Origin of the sequence: Ochrobactrum sp. Q0168 (genome assembly GCF_016427605.1) — a bacterium.
Taxonomy (GTDB): Bacteria; Pseudomonadota; Alphaproteobacteria; order Rhizobiales; family Rhizobiaceae; genus Brucella.
In genome coordinates, this window is record NZ_JAELXQ010000002.1 from 737,659 (window position 1) to 754,062 (window position 16,404).

The window sequence follows — 16,404 nt, forward strand, 5'->3', positions numbered from 1 at the left end:
GATATGAGTGCGGACCGTCGTTACGAAAGCCTTCGTAAAATCCATCCGACTGTTTCACGTGAAACAGCGGATCGCCTGATTGCTTTTGAAGAACTGTTCCGAAAATGGTCGAAAGCGATCAATTTGGCCTCGCCGTCGACCTTGGCGGACCTGTGGAGCCGTCATATTCTCGATAGCGCGCAGGTTTTTCCCCTTGCGCCGGACGCCAAGCGCTGGCTCGATATCGGTTCTGGTGGCGGATTTCCCGGCATCGTCACGGCATGTTATCTTGCGGATCGACCGGATAGCCGTATCGATCTGGTGGAAAGTGCTGGTAAAAAGGCCGCTTTTCTGCGCACAGCTGCCGGACATCTGAACGTTCCGGCTCATATTCATGCGGCTCGTATCGAGTCGATGTGGGAGAAAATCGAGACTCCGGACGTTGTTACCGCCCGCGCGCTCGCCTCATTAAACGATCTTTTTGGTTTGACGGAGCCTTGGCTCGTCAACGGCGCCAAGGCGCTTTTCCAAAAAGGTCGGGATTACCAGAGAGAAATCGACGAAAGCCGTGTCGGTTGGGATTTTGATCTGGTAAAACATCAAAGTGCTATCGATCAGAGTTCGGTCATTCTTGAAATCAGCAACTTGCGACGCAAAGCACACTGATTTCGAGAATTTCGCAGATCTGGAAAGCGGCAGGGCGACGGTAATGAACAAAATGTCCAGAATCATAACCATTGCAAACCAGAAAGGCGGCGTCGGTAAAACCACGACGGCGATCAATCTGGCCACGGCATTGGCGGCAATAGGTGAAACGGTTCTGATCGTTGATCTCGATCCGCAAGGCAATGCCAGCACAGGGTTGGGGATTGATCGACGCAACCGCCCGCTGTCTTCTTATGACGTGCTGACACAAGAGGCTTCGGTTCCGGATGCTGCAATGCAGACCGATGTGCCTAATCTGTTTATCGTGCCATCGACGCTCGATCTGTTGGGTATCGAGATGGAAATCGCGCAGTCTGCGGACCGTACGCGCCGACTGCGCGATTCTCTGCGCTTCGATTCCAGCGTTTCTGAACGGTTTACTTATGTTCTGGTGGACTGCCCGCCATCGCTGAACCTGTTGACGCTGAACGCCATGGCGGCTGCGGACTCGGTGCTTGTGCCGTTGCAGTGTGAATTCTTCGCACTCGAAGGTTTGAGCCAGCTTTTGCAGACGGTGGATCAGGTGCGGTCCACGATCAATGCAGAGCTTTCCATCCAGGGCATCGTGCTGACCATGTTTGATAGCCGCAACAATCTGGCTTCGCAGGTGGTGGATGATGTTCGCGCTTTCATGGGCGAAAAGGTCTATCGCACCGTCATTCCGCGCAATGTGCGGGTGTCGGAAGCGCCTTCGCATGGCAAGCCAGCCATTCTCTATGATCTGAAATGTGCAGGCAGTCAGGCTTATTTGCAGCTTGCGTCGGAAGTCATCCAACGCGAGCGGCAGCTGAAAGCCGCATAATCAGCCTATCGATTCGTCTACGTAACAATTGCAGGAATTTGCCGAACGATGAACGACGATCCTTCAAAAAAGCGCCTTGGCCGCGGACTGGCCGCCCTGATTGGTGAGATCGACCGTCCGGTCGAAGAGCGCAAAACGCCGGTTCCAATCGAGCGCAATGTGCCCATCGAGTTCGTCACGCGCAATCCGCGCAATCCGCGACGCATGTTCGCGGAAACCGAACTCGAAGATCTGGCGCAGTCGATCAAGGAACATGGTGTCGTTCAGCCGATTGTGGTGCGTCCGGCTCCCGGTCAGCCTGATCATTTCGAGCTGATCGCCGGGGAACGCCGCTGGCGCGCGTCGCAGCGCGCAGGCGTCGATACGATCCCTGTCATCGTTCGTGATGTCGATGATCGTGTTGCTCTTGAGATTGCGATCATTGAAAACGTTCAGCGCGCAGACCTGAATGCAGTCGAAGAAGCGCTGGGATATCAACAGCTTATCGACAATCACGAATATACGCAGAATGATCTGGCGCAGGTGATCGGCAAAAGCCGCAGCCACGTGGCCAATACGCTGCGCCTTCTCAAGCTGCCGCAGCCGGTGCAGGATTTCATCGTTGATGGTGCGCTGTCCGCTGGGCATGCGCGCAGCCTGATCACGATGGACAATCCGACTGTACTGGCGGAGCGGATCGTCAAGGAAGGCTTGTCGGTCCGTCAGGTGGAAGCTCTTGCGCAGGCCGAAGCGCGTGGCGGTGCGGAACCGAAACCGGGCAAGGCTGCTCCAGTCGAGAAAGACGCCGACACCAAGGCGCTGGAAAAGCTGCTATCCGACGTTACCGGCATGAAGGTCGAGATCAACCATCGGGATCGCGGCGGTGAGGTGAAAATCCGCTATAGCTCTCTGGAACAGCTGGACGAAATCTGCCGTCGCCTTCAGAGCTGATTTTCCGATGATGGAGTTAAAGACCCCGGTACTAGATACCGGGGTCTTTATTTGCGGATTGTTTCACGCGAGGAAGCACTTAGCGTCGTGCGTTGCGCATGGCTTCCACGCCGATAGCCATCAGGCATTGGCGAATGATCGGAATGGCGAGCGCGGAATTCTGGCGGCTTTCCAGAACGGCGCGCTGGAGACGCTCCAGGACACGTGAAAGGCTTTCGCCGCTCCAGCGTCCGATGGCTGTTTCTATAAGCCTCTTGCGATTGAAGAAGATGGGCGGTCTCGCGCCGGCCACAACAACGGACGCGCTCTTGCGTTCGTTATCCATGATATAGCGCAGGCCCTGTATCTGCTGGAACTGCCGCATGGCCGTGTTCAGCACCAGAAAAGGCGCTGTGCCAGATTTCACAACACGGTCAAACGTGATTTCAAATCGCTGCAAATCACCGGCAATGATTGCATCCACCACCTCGTCCGTCGACAGGCCCGCAACGTCGCCCACCGCTTCGCGCACATCGTCAATGTCGATACGTTCCTTGCCGCGCGCATAGAGGCAGAGCTTTTCCAGTTCACCGCGGGTGGCAAGGCGGTCGCCGCCAAGGCTGGCGCGAAGCAGCTGACGGCCGTCGAGAGTGATCTGCAGCTTCCATTCGGCAAGCACATCGTCGATGACACCATCGATGCCGCGCGCATCATCCGTATAGCAGGGAAGCGCCATACCCGCCGAAGCATTCTCGACGGCGCTGCGCAATCCGGCGCTCTTTTTCAGATCACCGGCTTCCACGAGTATGAATGTTTCCTGCGGCGGGTCGGTGGCCAGAAGCTTGATGGCATCGGCGAGCTTCTTCTGCCCGGCCGCGTTCTTGATCCAGATCAGACGGGTGCCGCCGAACATGGAAATGGTGCGCGCTTCATCGGCGAGCTTCGAAGGATCGGCATCGATCTCGTCGGCTTCCATGCGGATGACGGCAAAGGGATCGTCCAGCGGCAGCTTTGTCGCCTCGGCATAGCGGCGTGCGCGCTCGCTCACCAGTCCCTTATCCGGGCCATAAAGAAGCACGACCGGAAACGAGCTGCTCGGTCTGCTCAGGAAACCATCGACTTCATTTGCTTTTTTCTGCGCCATAGCTGGTTCTTAGAGCATTTCGAGCAGAAACAAAACAGCCGCCGATCAGGGAAGGAACGGCGGCTGTGAAAAGCGAATTGGTGGATTATTATTCGATCAGCAGGGCGTCGTCATCAAGCGTCTGGCCGCGCACCTTGCGGAACATCTCGATTAGGTCTTCCACGCCGAGCGTCTTGCGCTTGTCGCCGGTCACGTCGAGCAGAATCCTGCCGCCATGCAGCATGATCGTGCGGTCACCATAGTCGAGCGCCTGGCGCATGGAATGCGTGACCATCAGCGCCGTCAGCTTGTTTTCGGTGATGAGCGAACGGGTCAGTTCCATGACGAATTCCGCCATGCCCGGATCGAGCGCTGCGGTATGTTCGTCGAGAAGCAGAACTTCCGAACCGGCAAGCGTTGCCATGATCAGGGAAAGCGCCTGACGCTGTCCGCCGGAGAGAAGCTCCATGCGGTCCTGCATACGGTTTTCAAGGCCGAGATTGAGGCTCGCCACGCGCTCGCGAAACCATTCGCGACGATTGGAATTCAGTGCATGGGTAAAGCCGCGCTTCTTGCCGCGCGACGCAGCAAGCGCGAGGTTTTCCTCTATGGTCAGCGTACCGCAGCTGCCAGCCAGCGGGTCCTGAAATACGCGCGCGACGAGACCGGCGCGTTCGGCGGTGGATTTGCGGGTCACGTCCTTGCCACTGATCACCACCTTGCCGCCGGTCGGGATGGCATCGCCCGCGAGCACGCCGAGAAGAGTGGATTTGCCAGCACCATTCGAGCCGATAACGGTGACGAAGGAACCGCGATCCATTGTCAGGTTGATCTTGTTGAGGACCTGCTTTTCCAGTGGGGTGCCGCGACCGAAGATGACATCGAGATTGGATACTTCGATCATGCGGATGCTCCCCCGCGGCGCAGGCGCGGCAATATCAGGGCGAATGTAACGAGAAGCGCGGTGGCGATGTTGAGATCGGAAGCCTGCAGGCCGAATGTGTTGCCGTTGGACAGTGCGAGCTGGATGGCGATGCGGTAGATGACCGAGCCGAGCACACAGCCGATCAGGATCAGCAGCAGGTTGCGTGTGCGCAGGATGGTTTCACCGATGATGACCGCTGCAAGGCCAACAACGATGGTGCCAACGCCGGAGGTGACGTCAGCAAAACCGTTTGTCTGGGCGAAAAGCGACCCGCCAAGCGCGACGAGCGCGTTGGAGAGCGCCATGCCGATATAAATCTGGCGATCCGTCTGTACGCCCTGCGCGCGCGCCATTTTTGGATTGGCGCCGGTTGCACGCATGGCAAGGCCCATGTCGCTTTCCAGAAAGCGCCAGACAATGAAGACCGCGATGGCCACCAGCACGAAAAGGAAAGCCGGGCGGACGTAATATTCCGGTATGCCGTGGCCGAAGAAGGGGCTGAGCATTGTATCCTGATTGATGAGCGCGATATTCGGTCGACCCATCACGCGCAGGTTCACCGAGAACAGCGCGATCATCGTCAGAATGGAAGCGAGCAGATTGAGAATCTTGAAGCGGACATTCAGCGTTGCGGTCACAAGACCGGCTATCGCACCGGCAACCATGGCGATTGCGGCGGCGAGCCATGGATTGAGGCCGGCGAGGATCAGAACGCCGGTTACAGCTGCACCGAGCGGGAATGAACCGTCCACCGTCAAGTCGGGAAAGTCGAGGACGCGAAACGCCAGATAGACGCCGATGGCGACAAACGCGAAAACGAGGCCTAATTCGACCGCACCCCAGAAGGCGATCTGACTCACAACGACATTCCTTGTACTTTGCCGCAATCGACAAGGATGAAGCCGGTTTTCCGGCATAAGACCATCCGCAAGCCTGCGGACATCGAAGCTTTGTGCCTCCGATTGTCCAAAAGGCTTTCACCAATCGCGACCGGTTTTGGTTTGAGTGTATCCGGCGGGCGAGGCCCGTGACGGATCATTTCCCGGCTAGATCATTTGTTCCCGTTATTATTCCAGTCGGATTACAACTCTCGCAATCATCAGCGCAAGCCCAAACCGCGCCAAAGTTCCGCAAATGCGGCTTTATGTGCGGCTTACGCAACATTCGTGCGGTATTGCTTCAGCTCGGGTATTGTTTGGAACGCCTCTGGTCTTGTACGAAAAGAAAAGGGGTCGAGAGTTTTCACTCTCGCCCCCTCATTTTGTGCGGGATGAATGAAGATCAGTCGATCTTGCTGGTGGCGCGGTCGATTACAGCCTTGGGGAATTCCACACCCATCTTCTTGGCGGCGCCAAGATTGATGACGAGGTCTGTGCCCTTGGCGATTTCAACCGAAATGTCGCCCGGCTTTTCGCCCTTCAGGATGCGTGCAACAACAGCGCCGGTCTGCTTGCCCACGTCGTAATAGTTGAAGCCGAGAGCCGCCATAGCGCCGCGCTTGACGGAGTCCGTATCGGCGGTGAAGAGCGGCAGTTTGCTTTCCTCGGCAACGCCGACAGCGCTTTCAAGAGCCGAAACGATCGTGTTGTCGGTCGGCACATACATGGCATCGGCGCGGCCGACGAGAGCCTGTGCGGCGCCCTTGACTTCTGCCGACTTGGTGGCGGCGGATTCAACGATTTCAATGCCGTCAGCGGCTGCGGCTTCCTTCAGTGCAGCCAGAAGCGAGACCGAGTTGGTTTCGCCGGAATTGTAGAGATAGCCGAGCTTCTTGATGTTCGGCATCACTTCCTTGATGAGCTTGATATGCTCTGCTACCGGCGACATATCGGAAAGCCCGGTTACATTGCCGCCCGGCTTGTCCATGCTCTTGACGAGCTGCGCGCCGACCGGATCGGATACGGCGGTGAACACGACCGGAATGTCGCGCGTGGAAGAAACCACAGCCTGGGCCGAAGGGGTGGAGATCGGAACGATCACATCCGGACCTTCACCGACGAACTGACGTGCGATCTGTGCGGCGGTTGCCGGGTTGCCCTGTGCGGACTGATAGACGAATTTGAGATTTTCGCCTTCCTTATAACCGGCTTCGGCCAGCGCATCCTTCACGCCGTCGCGAGCGGCGTCGAGCGCCGGATGTTCAACGATGGCGGTCACGGCGACGGTGACGTCTTTTGCCTGGGCCGAAGTGGCAATGGCCGTTGCGGCCAGCAATGCCAGAAGTACAGAACGCATGAAAATCTCCCCTATTGGTTTCTATGCTGTTGATTGCTTAATCAAGTTGATAGCCGAAATCAATCAGCACGGGAACCGGACAAAGTTGCGTGGAGAATGTATAGCGACCGATGAAGCGAGGATCAGGCCTGCTCCACCCCATGGGTTGCCAGAAGCGACTTCATCCGTTTCACGGCAAGCTCTGGTTGGTCGAGCACATCGGCCTTGTCGGCCAGCTGGAAAATCTCGGCATAATGGACAATGCCGCGCGCCGACTGCATTCCCGCCGGCATGGTGAAATGCGTTTGATGGTCATTGAGCCAGGCCAGAAATACGACCCCGGCCTTGTAATACTGGGTCGGCGCTTCGAAAATCTTGCGCGAGAGTGGCACGGTCGGCTCAATGATGGCGCGAAACCGGACGCTGTCGCCTTTGGCAAGCGCCGCCAACGCGCTGGAGGCCTGCGGCGCCACGGCATCGAAAATCCCGAGCAGGGCATGGCTGTGCTTGTGCCCGTCGCCTTCGATCAGCGGTGCAAAATTGAAATCATCGCCTGTGAAACAGAGCACGCCGTCCGGCAGGCGGTCGCGCAGGGCAAGCTCATAGCGCTCTTCCAGCAGCGAAATCTTGATGCCCTCCACCTTGTCGCGATTGGCTTCGATAATGCCGATGACCGTATCCAGCGCATCATCGAAATTCGAGGCTCCCCAGTAGCCTTTGAGCTGCGGGTCGAACATGTCGCCCAGCCAGTGAAGGACGACCTTCTCGCGGGCATTGGAGAGAATGTGACTGTAAACCCTGGCATAATCTTCGGGTGAGCGGGCGATACGGGCAAGGGCGCGGCTTGCCATCAGGATGAAGCGCCCGCCGTGTTTCTCGATGAAACCGGCCTGCGTTTCGTATGCCTTGATGATGTCATCGAGGCTCCCGGCGTCCGCCGGATCGAGATGATCGGTGCCAGCGCCACAGGCGAGATCGGCTCCCGGAACAAGTTTGCTTTCAGCCAGCGAGCGGCGGATCAGTTCCTGCGCGCCCGCCCAGTTGAGGCCCATGCCGCGCTGCGACGTGTCCATTGCCTCGGCGATCTTGAAACCAAGGCTCCAGAGATGATGCCGAAACGCCATGGTCGCATCCCAGTCCAGTGCGGGATTGTCCCAGGGCGTCGTATCTTTTCGCGGGTCGGAAACGACATGCGCTGCCGCATAGGCGATGCGATTGAACTGCGGGGGAGTGGACGGTCTTTCGGTTGGCGTTCCGACAAGCCGATAGGAATGCAGGGTGCCATCGGCCTTGGGTAAGATCAGCACAGTGTCGAATGCAACGCTCATGATCGTCCTCCCACGAACTTCCGCCTTAATAATTTAGAACGTTCCAAATGGCAAGAAACAACCCGATTTCTAACAGGATTAGAACATAGATTTGAGAAACCGGCAGAAAAGTGCTGCTAAAAAAGGCAAAATTCTGGCGATAGTGCGGCGAAATTTCTTCCATTGACAATTTTGGAACGTTCCAATTATTTTGCTAGCGAAAGTCGGGGAAAGCCATGAACAAGAGCAGCGTTACGGTCATCGATATTGCACGCGAGGCAGGCGTGTCGAAATCGACCGTGTCGCTCGTGCTGCGCGACAGTCCGCTGGTTCATGCCGAAACGCGGGTCAAGGTGCAGGCGGCGATCGAAAAGCTTGGTTACGTCTATAACCGCAGCGCCGCCAATCTGCGTCAGGCCAAGTCGAAGATCATCGGACTGGTCGTCAACGATCTGACCAACAGCTTCTTTGCCGAACTGGCGGTGGGCGTGGACCGCGTCATGCAGTCGGCGGGCTATGTGCAGTTTCTGGCCAATACGGGCGAGAGCATCGACCGGCAGCGCGAGGTGATCGCCTCGATGCGCGAACATGGCATTGCCGGGTTGATCATTTCGCCAGCACGGGGCACTGAATCTGCCGATCTGAAGCCGCTGGCGAAAAGCGGGCTGCCCGTGGTGCAGATGGTACGCGATGTCCCGGGTTCCGGCGTTTCGTCCATTCTGTCCGACAATCGGGGCGGCGTAGCGAAGGCTGTCGAGCATCTGGTCGGCCTTGGTCACAGCAACATCGCGTTCATGGGCGGCTATGCGGATACGGCGGTGTTTGCCGAGCGTGTTTCCGGCTATCGCATGGGGCTGGAGCAGGCGGGCCTCGCCTTTGACGAGGCGCTGGTCTTCACATCGGCACCGTCGCGGGCAGGTGGCGTGGAAGCAGTGGAGCGCATGGTTCTGCTGGGTGCCAAGCCAACGGCCACGGTGTGTTTCAACGATGCGGTTGCGTTTGGCGTTTGCGACGGCTTGCGCGCCGCGCAGCTGGAACCGGGTCGCGATTTCGGCGTGGTGGGCTTCGACGATGTGATCGAAGCAAAGACGGCGGTGCCCGCATTAACAACAGTGTCGGTCGATCCGCAGGGGATGGGCGAACGGGCGGCACAGCTTCTTTTGAAGCAGATCAATTCGGAACGGGTGGAGGCGGAGGCGCAGCGCTTGGCGGTGCGTCTTGCGGTGCGTGCCAGTTGCGGCATGCCTTTTAAAACGGAGGAGAAACGCGAATGGCAAAGTGGGGCCTTATAGGCGCAAGCACCATCGCAAAAGAGTGGGTGATCGATGCCATTCGCGCGACTGGCGGCGAAGTCGTTTCCGTTTACAGCACCAATGCCGCACGCGGCGAAACCTATGCTCGAGATAACGGGATTGGCCGCTCGGTGACAAGCCTTGATGCGTTGCTCGCCGATCCGGAGGTCGAGGCGGTCTATATCTCCACCACCAACGAATTGCATCGCGATCAGGCGATTGCAGCCGCCAACGCTGGTAAGCATATCCTCTGTGAAAAGCCGCTGGCGCTGACGATTGGTGACGCTCATGCCATGTTGAAGGCCATACGTGAAGCGGGCGTTGTGGCAGGCACCAACCATCATTTGCGCAATGCCGCCAGCCACCGCGCCATGCGCGATGCAATTGCTGCGGGCAAGATCGGCAAGGTGCTTGGGGCGCGGGTTTTCCATGCGGTTTATCTGCCGCCGCATTTGCAAGGCTGGCGCATCGAACGGCCCGATGCCGGTGGCGGTGTCATCCTTGATATCACTGTGCATGATGCCGACACGCTGCGTTTCGTGCTGGGTGAAAACCCGGTCGAAGCCTTGGCTTTCAGCCAGCAGGGAGGCTTAAGCGGCGCGGGTCTTGAAGACGGCGTGATGGGGGTTCTGCGCTTCCCATCCGGCGCGATTGCACAGTTTCATGATGCCTTCACCACCAAATATGCCGAAACCGGCTTCGAGGTGCATGGCAGTGAAGGTTCGCTGGTGGCGCGCAATGTCATGACGCAAAAGCCGGTCGGCTCGGTGCTGCTACGCGATCACAACGGCGAGCACGAACTGCCGCTCGACCATAAAAATCTCTACGAAACCGCCTTGCAGGCTTTCCACAACGCGATTGCCGGCAAAGGCCAGCCATCGGCGACGCTGGAAGACGGTATCTGGTCGCTCGCCACCGGGCTTGCGGTCGCAGAAGCCGCCAAGACTGGCAAGGCAACCGCCGTTCAATCTGGGCTCTGAACACCATGAACAAGCATATTTCGGCTGCGGAAGCGGCTGCACTCATTCCCGACAACGCTGTCGTTTCGGTCTCCTCATCGAGCGGTCTCGGCTGTCCCGATCTGACGCTGAAAGCCATTGGTGAGCGGTTTGACGAGACCGGCCATCCCAAAAATATCACCACGCTGCATCCGATTGCGGCGGGCGATATGAGCGGCATCAAGGGCGTGGATTACATCGCCAAGCCGGGATTGCTGAAGAAGATCATCGGCGGTTCCTATCCGTCCGGTCCATCCAGCGCCGAGCCGCCGCTGATCTGGCAGATGATTATCAATAATGAGATCCCGGCCTATAATATCCCGTCGGGCATTCTGTTCGATATGCACCGCGAAGCGGCGGCCAAGCGCCCCGGCGTGCTGACCAAGGTGGGGCTCGATACGTTTGTTGATCCCAAGCGTCAGGGCACGGCGATGAATGACAAGGCGCGTGAGGCGCCGGTCGTGAAACATGTCAGCTTCGAGGGCGAGGACTGGCTCTATTTCCCTTCTATCATCCCGCAAGTGGCGATCATTCGCGCGACGACGGCGGATGAGCGCGGCAATCTCACCTATGAGCATGAGGGCGCTTATCTCGGCGGTCTCGATCAGGCGCTTGCCGCGCGCAACAATGGCGGCATCGTCATTGCGCAGGTGAAACGCATCGCCAAGGAAGGCACGCTGAAGCCGCATGACGTGCGCGTGCCGGGTGTTCTGGTGGATTATATCGTGGTCGATCCCGACCAGAAGCAGACCACACAGACGCTGTACGATCCGGCGATTTCGGGCGAGATTTTCCGTCCGCTGGATACGTTCCGGTTGGCTGAATTCAATATTCAGAAGGCGATTGCGCGCCGTGTCGCGCAGGAATTGCAGGCGGGCAGCGCGGTTAATCTGGGCTTTGGCATTTCCGCCAATGTGCCGCGCATTCTGCTGGAAGAAGGACTGCATGGCGCCGTGACATGGGTGATCGAGCAGGGCGCTGTCGGCGGGGTGCCGCTACTGGATTTTGCCTTTGGCTGCGCATCCAATGCCGACGCCTATATGCCGTCGCCCTATCAGTTTACCTATTTCCAGGGCGCGGGCTTCGACGCCTCGCTGCTCTCCTTCCTTGAGATCGGACGCGACGGTTCGGTCAATGTGTCGAAGCTTTCATTCCGTCCGCATGTCACTGCCGGGGCGGGCGGCTTCGTCGATATCACGGCGCGGGCAAAGAAGATCGTGTTTTCCGGCATGTTTAATGCCGGAGCCAAGCTCTCCGTCGCTGAGGGCAAGCTGGTGATCGAGAAGGAAGGCAAGCTGAAAAAGCTCGTCAATGAAGTGGAGCATGTCACCTTCTCCGGCCCGCGTGGCGTCGCGCAGGGACAGGACATCACCTATGTTACGGAACGCGCTGTGATGAAGCTGACGGCGGAAGGCATCGTGCTCACCGAGATCGCGCCGGGTGTGGATTTGCAGGCGCATATTCTCGATCAATCCGAGTTTCCGCTGATCGTTTCTGACCAGCTCAAGATCATGGATGAAGCGCTGTTCCGCGAAGAACCGATTGGGCTTGAATTGCCGCAAAAACCGGCGCGAAAGCTGGAGGCGTGAGATGGCTGATCGGATAGAAATTTCGACCGAACACCACATTGCGGTCATGACCATCAAGCGACCTGAAAAGCTCAATGCCTTCGATATCGCGCTTTTGCAGGAACTCTCTGCCGCCTGTGACCGGGTGGAGGCGGATAGCACCGTGCGGGTTGCAATCCTGACTGGCGAGGGCAAAGCCTTTTCCGCAGGCGGCGACATCAAGGCCTGGGGCGGCATGGAACCGCAGGAATTCGGCCATGCCTGGGTGCGTTATGGGCATCGGGTGTTCGAGCGGCTCGCAACTTTGCGCGTGCCGTTGATCGCAGCGATGAACGGCCATGCGCTGGGCGGCGGGCTGGAACTGGCAGGCGCCGCCGATATCCGCATTGTGGAAAAACAGGCGAAGATCGGCCTGCCGGAAACCTCGCTTGGCATGATCCCCGGCTGGTCGGGTACGCAGCGCCTTGTGCGCCGGTTCGGTGCGCAGATCGTGCGGCGCATGGTGCTGGGCGGCGAAATGTTCACGGCCGAAGAAGCGTTGTCGCATGGGTTGGTCGATCATGTGGTGGAGACGGGTACAGCCTTGCAGGCGGCGCAGGATTATGCGGCGCGGGTGGCCAAGCGCGGGCCCGCAGCGCTCGAAATTTCCAAACTGATGCTGTCCGTCGCCAATGGCGAGGACAATGGAACCGCCGTAGAGGCGCTGGGTTCCATCCTTGTCGCCAAGACCGGCGATCTGAAGGAAGGCGTGCGCTCGTTCAGCGAAAAGCGCGAAGCGAATTTTGAAGGAGAATGGTGATGAGCGTTGTCGTAAAGCCGCAGCCGCTGAATGGGCTGGAAGTCCGCGAATTCTCCATGCTGATCGATGGCCAATGGGTTGGCAGTGAGAGCGGGCAGACGATAGAGCGCGTTGCGCCCGGCCATGGCGTGACGGTCAGTCGTTATCCCGCTGGCAACAAGGCGGATGTGGAACGCGCCGTAGCGAGCGCGCGCAAGGCTTTCGACGATGGGCGCTGGTCGTCCAAGACGGCATCGCAGCGTTCGCTGGTTCTGCTGAAAGCTGCCGATCTGATCGAGGCCCGGGCCGAAGAACTCGCCTATCTCGATGCGATTGAGGCTGGAAAGCCGATCAGTCAGGTGCGCGGCGAGATCGCTGGTTCGGTCGATATCTGGCGCTACGCGGCAGCGCTTGCGCGTGATCTGCATGGCGAGAGCTATAATACGCTGGGCGATGGCACTTTGGGCGTTGTGCTGCGTGAGGCGATTGGCGTTGTCTCCATCATCACGCCGTGGAATTTTCCCTTCCTGATCGTCGGCCAAAAGCTGCCTTTCGCGCTGGCGGCAGGCTGCACGGCGGTCGTCAAGCCTTCGGAACTCACCTCCGGTTCGACACTGGTGCTGGGTGAAATTCTGGCCGAGGCAGGCGTGCCGGATGGCGTCCTCAACATCGTTACTGGCACCGGTGCCGATGTCGGCCAGCATATGAGCACGCATCCAGATGTCGACATGGTGTCCTTCACCGGCTCGACCGGTGTGGGCAAGCTCACCATGGCCAATGCGGCTCAGACGCTGAAGAAAGTATCGCTGGAACTTGGCGGCAAGAACCCGCAGATCCTGTTCCCGGATGCGGATATGGATGCCTTTATTGACGCTGCGGTGTTCGGCGCATGGTTCAATGCGGGCGAATGCTGCAATGCCGGTTCGCGATTGATCGTGCATCGCTCGATTGTGGATGAGATTGTCGGGCGCGTCGCTGATCTGTCGAAAAAGGTCATCGTCGGTGATCCGCTCGATGTCAGTACGCAAGTGGGCGCGATCATTACGCCCCAGCATTTAAGCAAGGTTGGCGCTTATGTCGATCAGGCTAAAAAGGCTGGTGCGGCGCTGGCTCATGGCGGCGAGGTGCTCGATCTCGGCCTTGGCCAATATATGGGACCGACCATTCTGGCGGGCGTGAAGGCCGATATGGCCGTGGCGCGTGAGGAAGTATTTGGGCCGGTTCTGTCGGTGCTCTCCTTCGATACGGTGGATGAGGCGATCTCCATTGCCAATGCGGTCGATTACGGGCTTTCGGCTGGCGTGTGGAGCCGCGATTTCGATACCTGCATGACCATCGGGCGCAAGGTGCGCGCCGGTACGGTGTGGATGAACACTTTCATGGACGGAACTCCGGAACTGCCTTTCGGCGGTTATCGCCAGTCGGGTATGGGCCGCGAGTTGGGCCGTCATGCGGTGGAGGATTATACCGAGACCAAGACGCTCAATATGCATATCGGTGCGCGGACGGCCATGTGGATGCCACAGGCGAAGTAGGGAGTGACGGCTTTGGGAGGACAGCCGGATATCGTCATCATCGGATCGGGTATCGGCGGTGCCACAATGGCCGCCGGTCTTGCCGCGTCTGGTGCAGACATTCTCATTCTTGAGGCGGGGGAGCATTTGCCCGACAGGCCGGAAAACCGCGATCCGCGCGCCATTTTCCAACAAGGCTTCTTTCGTCCGAAAGAGTTCTGGTACGAGACCAACGGTACGCCGTTCAACCCCGGCAATTATTACAATGTCGGCGGCAATTCCAAGTTCTTTGGCGCGGTGCTGATCCGCTATCGCCGCGAGGATTTTGCGGAAATGGCGCATCTGGAAGGCGTTTCGCCTGCCTGGCCATTCGCCTATGAGGAGCTGGAGCCGTGGTATTGCCGCGCAGAACAGCTGTTTCAGGTGCGGGGTGAACTGGGCGATGATCCGACCGAGCCTGATCATTCAAAACCCTATCCCTATCCAGCGATCCGTGACGAACCGGCCATTGCCGATGTGCGGGCGCGGTTGAAGAAGTACGGTCTTCATGCCGCATCGCTGCCGTTGGGCGTGGATATCGACCGCTGGCTCGCCAAGGCCAAAACGCCGTGGGATGCGCATCCCAATTGCGATGACGGCAAGATGGATGCGGAAACCTGTCCGCTCGCCACCGCCTTGCGCTATTCCAATGTCAGGCTGGAAACGTCGGCGCGCGTGACGCGGCTGGAAGCCGGGCCGGATGGAAAGACCATCGCAGCGGTCCATTATGTGAAGAATGGCGAGGCGCTGGTCCTGCGCCCGAAGCTGGTCATTCTTTCAGCGGGGGCTGTGCAGTCGGCAGCGCTTTTGTTGCGTTCGGGATTGGCCAATCGTTCCGATCAGGTGGGCCGTAATTTCATGAACCACAATGCCAGCGCCGTGATCGCCTTCGATCCGCGCTATCGCAATGACAGCGTCTACCAGAAGACCTTTGGCTTCAACGATTACTATCTGTCGGACGGGGCAGGCGGGCCGCCGCTCGGCAATGTGCAATTGCTTGGGCGGGTGTCGGGCGCGATCCTGAAATCCAATATGCCACGTGTGCCGGAATGGCTGTTGAAGCGGATTGCCGGACACACAATCGATTTCTACGCGATGAGCGAAGACCTGCCGTCGCCGGAAAGCCGCGTGAGCGTGGATGGCGACCGCATTGTCCTGCATTGGGTGCGCAGCAACTGGAAGGCGCATCTGATGCTGGTGGAAAAGCTCAAATCCGCGCTGCGGGCAGCGGGATTTCCGGTTGTGCTGTCGCGAGCCTTCGACCGGCGCACGCCGTCGCATCAATGCGGCACGGTGCGCATCGGCAATGATCCGGCGACAGCGCCGCTCGACCCCTGGTGCCGCGCTTACGATCATCCCAATCTCCACGTGGTGGATGCGTCATTCCTGCCGACATCGGCGGCGGTCAATCCGGCGCTGACCATCGCCGCGCAGGCGCTGCGCGTGGCCGACCACTTGAACCGTGAGGTGCTGGCATGAATCGTCAAAGACCTGCGGCGCTGGTAACCGGCGGACGGCGCGGGATCGGGCTTGGCATTGCCCGCGCCCTTGCGGCGAAGGGTTTCGATCTGGCGATCACCGATGTCGAAAACGATGAGGCCGTCATTCATGAATTGCGCGGCATGGGTGGCAAGGTGGCCTTCTTCAGGAGCGATCTCGCTGCCGTCGAAACGCATCAGACGACGGTTGCCGCAGTGCTGAAGGAATTCGGCAGCATCGACTGTCTCGTCAACAATGCGGGCATGGGTTCTGTCGAGCGCGGCGATTTTCTCGGGCTGAAGCCGGAGAACTTCGACACCATCATGGGGGTCAATTTGCGCGGCACGGTGTTCTTCACGCAAGCGATAGTGAAAACCATGCTGGCGGTTACCGATGTGCGTTTTCCACGCAGCATCGTGACGATCAGTTCGGTTTCATCGGTGATGAGTTCGCCGGAGAGGCTCGATTACTGCATCAGCAAGGCAGGGCTGACCGCCTTTGTGCAGGGATTGGCATTGCGGCTCGCCGAAGCGCGGATCGGCGTGTTCGAAGTGCGCCCCGGCATTATTCGCACCGACATGACCGCAAAAGTTGCCGAGCGCTACGATACGCTGATCGACGGCGGGCTGGTGCCGATGAAGCGCTGGGGCGAAGTGGGCGATGTTGGCGCTATCGTCGCCGGGCTGGCGGGCGGAAATTTCATCTTTGCCACCGGGTCGGTGATCAATGCCGATGGCGGCCTGTCGATAGCAAAGCTTTAGAGGAATAGGCG

The 16,404-nt window shown here is 58.8% G+C and carries 15 protein-coding genes; 10 read left to right on the top strand and 5 right to left on the bottom strand.

The features are described 5' to 3' along the window. Nucleotides 1–3: 3 nt before the first annotated feature. From rsmG to JAU75_RS07745, 3 genes are read left to right on the top strand one after another with little or no spacing between them, the layout of a single operon-like run. Complete coding sequence (rsmG, locus tag JAU75_RS07735; protein WP_199056032.1) at nucleotides 4–645, top strand: 16S rRNA (guanine(527)-N(7))-methyltransferase RsmG; 642 nt, start codon at nucleotides 4–6, stop codon at nucleotides 643–645. A 43-nt stretch (nucleotides 646–688) separates the two neighbouring features. After that, complete coding sequence (locus tag JAU75_RS07740; RefSeq protein ID WP_199055923.1) at nucleotides 689–1,486, top strand: ParA family protein; 798 nt, start codon at nucleotides 689–691, stop codon at nucleotides 1,484–1,486. 48 nt (nucleotides 1,487–1,534) lie between these two features. After that, nucleotides 1,535–2,416: a ParB/RepB/Spo0J family partition protein gene (locus JAU75_RS07745; RefSeq protein WP_199055924.1), complete on the top strand. Its 882-nt coding sequence runs from the start codon at nucleotides 1,535–1,537 to the stop codon at nucleotides 2,414–2,416. 79 nt (nucleotides 2,417–2,495) lie between these two features. On the opposite strand, the gene holA is transcribed toward JAU75_RS07745, so the two are convergent. The 5 genes from holA to JAU75_RS07770 form a co-directional block, all read right to left on the bottom strand. After that, the gene (gene holA / locus JAU75_RS07750) at nucleotides 2,496–3,539 is read right to left on the bottom strand and encodes a DNA polymerase III subunit delta (protein WP_199055925.1); all 1,044 of its coding nucleotides are present in this window, start codon (nucleotides 3,537–3,539) and stop codon (nucleotides 2,496–2,498) included. An 88-nt stretch (nucleotides 3,540–3,627) separates the two neighbouring features. After that, entirely contained in the window at nucleotides 3,628–4,422 is a 795-nt protein-coding gene (locus tag JAU75_RS07755) for an ABC transporter ATP-binding protein (RefSeq protein WP_199055926.1), read from the bottom strand. Further along, nucleotides 4,419–5,303 (bottom strand): ABC transporter permease, encoded by an 885-nt coding sequence (locus tag JAU75_RS07760; RefSeq protein ID WP_199055927.1) that lies wholly within the window; start codon nucleotides 5,301–5,303, stop codon nucleotides 4,419–4,421. The genes JAU75_RS07755 and JAU75_RS07760 overlap by 4 nt, the downstream gene beginning before the upstream one ends. A 421-nt stretch (nucleotides 5,304–5,724) precedes the next feature. Next, nucleotides 5,725–6,678: an ABC transporter substrate-binding protein gene (locus JAU75_RS07765; protein ID WP_199055928.1), complete on the bottom strand. Its 954-nt coding sequence runs from the start codon at nucleotides 6,676–6,678 to the stop codon at nucleotides 5,725–5,727. A 122-nt stretch (nucleotides 6,679–6,800) separates the two neighbouring features. After that, nucleotides 6,801–7,985 (bottom strand): dihydrodipicolinate synthase family protein, encoded by a 1,185-nt coding sequence (locus tag JAU75_RS07770; RefSeq protein ID WP_199055929.1) that lies wholly within the window; start codon nucleotides 7,983–7,985, stop codon nucleotides 6,801–6,803. A 215-nt stretch (nucleotides 7,986–8,200) separates the two neighbouring features. On the opposite strand from JAU75_RS07770, the gene JAU75_RS07775 reads away from it, so the two are divergent. The 7 genes from JAU75_RS07775 to JAU75_RS07805 are packed head-to-tail and all read left to right on the top strand — an operon-like array spanning nucleotide 8,201 to nucleotide 16,393. Beyond that, nucleotides 8,201–9,256 (top strand): LacI family DNA-binding transcriptional regulator, encoded by a 1,056-nt coding sequence (locus JAU75_RS07775; protein WP_199055930.1) that lies wholly within the window; start codon nucleotides 8,201–8,203, stop codon nucleotides 9,254–9,256. Next, a complete protein-coding gene (locus tag JAU75_RS07780) occupies nucleotides 9,235–10,236 on the top strand; it encodes a Gfo/Idh/MocA family protein (protein WP_199055931.1) in 1,002 nt (333 codons plus the stop codon). The genes JAU75_RS07775 and JAU75_RS07780 overlap by 22 nt, the downstream gene beginning before the upstream one ends. Nucleotides 10,237–10,241: 5 nt before the next feature. Next, nucleotides 10,242–11,843 (top strand): acyl CoA:acetate/3-ketoacid CoA transferase, encoded by a 1,602-nt coding sequence (locus tag JAU75_RS07785; protein WP_199055932.1) that lies wholly within the window; start codon nucleotides 10,242–10,244, stop codon nucleotides 11,841–11,843. A gap of 1 nt (nucleotide 11,844) precedes the next feature. Continuing rightward, complete coding sequence (locus JAU75_RS07790; protein ID WP_199055933.1) at nucleotides 11,845–12,621, top strand: enoyl-CoA hydratase/isomerase family protein; 777 nt, start codon at nucleotides 11,845–11,847, stop codon at nucleotides 12,619–12,621. After that, nucleotides 12,615–14,135, top strand: a complete 1,521-nt coding sequence (locus tag JAU75_RS07795; RefSeq protein WP_199055934.1) for an aldehyde dehydrogenase family protein — start codon at nucleotides 12,615–12,617, stop codon at nucleotides 14,133–14,135. Before JAU75_RS07790 ends, JAU75_RS07795 begins: the two co-directional genes overlap by 7 nt. A gap of 12 nt (nucleotides 14,136–14,147) precedes the next feature. Next, nucleotides 14,148–15,632 carry a GMC family oxidoreductase gene (locus JAU75_RS07800; protein ID WP_199056033.1) on the top strand — a complete coding sequence of 495 codons (1,485 nt, stop codon included), beginning with the start codon at nucleotides 14,148–14,150 and terminating at the stop codon, nucleotides 15,630–15,632. Further along, nucleotides 15,629–16,393: a 3-ketoacyl-ACP reductase gene (locus JAU75_RS07805; RefSeq protein WP_199055935.1), complete on the top strand. Its 765-nt coding sequence runs from the start codon at nucleotides 15,629–15,631 to the stop codon at nucleotides 16,391–16,393. Before JAU75_RS07800 ends, JAU75_RS07805 begins: the two co-directional genes overlap by 4 nt. Nucleotides 16,394–16,404 lie beyond the last annotated feature (11 nt).

Bases quoted from the DNA above. Each gene is read 5' to 3' on its own strand.
- JAU75_RS07795 (WP_199055934.1), top strand. From the start codon at position 12,615: ATGGTGATGAGCGTTGTCGTAAAGCCGCAGCCGCTGAATGGGCTGGAA.
- JAU75_RS07790 (WP_199055933.1), top strand. From the start codon at position 11,845: ATGGCTGATCGGATAGAAATTTCGACCGAACACCACATTGCGGTCATG.
- JAU75_RS07770 (WP_199055929.1), bottom strand. From the start codon at position 7,985: ATGAGCGTTGCATTCGACACTGTGCTGATCTTACCCAAGGCCGATGGC.
- JAU75_RS07765 (WP_199055928.1), bottom strand. From the start codon at position 6,678: ATGCGTTCTGTACTTCTGGCATTGCTGGCCGCAACGGCCATTGCCACT.
- JAU75_RS07745 (WP_199055924.1), top strand. From the start codon at position 1,535: ATGAACGACGATCCTTCAAAAAAGCGCCTTGGCCGCGGACTGGCCGCC.
- rsmG (WP_199056032.1), top strand. From the start codon at position 4: ATGAGTGCGGACCGTCGTTACGAAAGCCTTCGTAAAATCCATCCGACT.
- JAU75_RS07805 (WP_199055935.1), top strand. From the start codon at position 15,629: ATGAATCGTCAAAGACCTGCGGCGCTGGTAACCGGCGGACGGCGCGGG.
- JAU75_RS07740 (WP_199055923.1), top strand. From the start codon at position 689: ATGAACAAAATGTCCAGAATCATAACCATTGCAAACCAGAAAGGCGGC.
- holA (WP_199055925.1), bottom strand. From the start codon at position 3,539: ATGGCGCAGAAAAAAGCAAATGAAGTCGATGGTTTCCTGAGCAGACCG.
- JAU75_RS07785 (WP_199055932.1), top strand. From the start codon at position 10,242: ATGAACAAGCATATTTCGGCTGCGGAAGCGGCTGCACTCATTCCCGAC.
- JAU75_RS07780 (WP_199055931.1), top strand. From the start codon at position 9,235: ATGGCAAAGTGGGGCCTTATAGGCGCAAGCACCATCGCAAAAGAGTGG.
- JAU75_RS07755 (WP_199055926.1), bottom strand. From the start codon at position 4,422: ATGATCGAAGTATCCAATCTCGATGTCATCTTCGGTCGCGGCACCCCA.
- JAU75_RS07775 (WP_199055930.1), top strand. From the start codon at position 8,201: ATGAACAAGAGCAGCGTTACGGTCATCGATATTGCACGCGAGGCAGGC.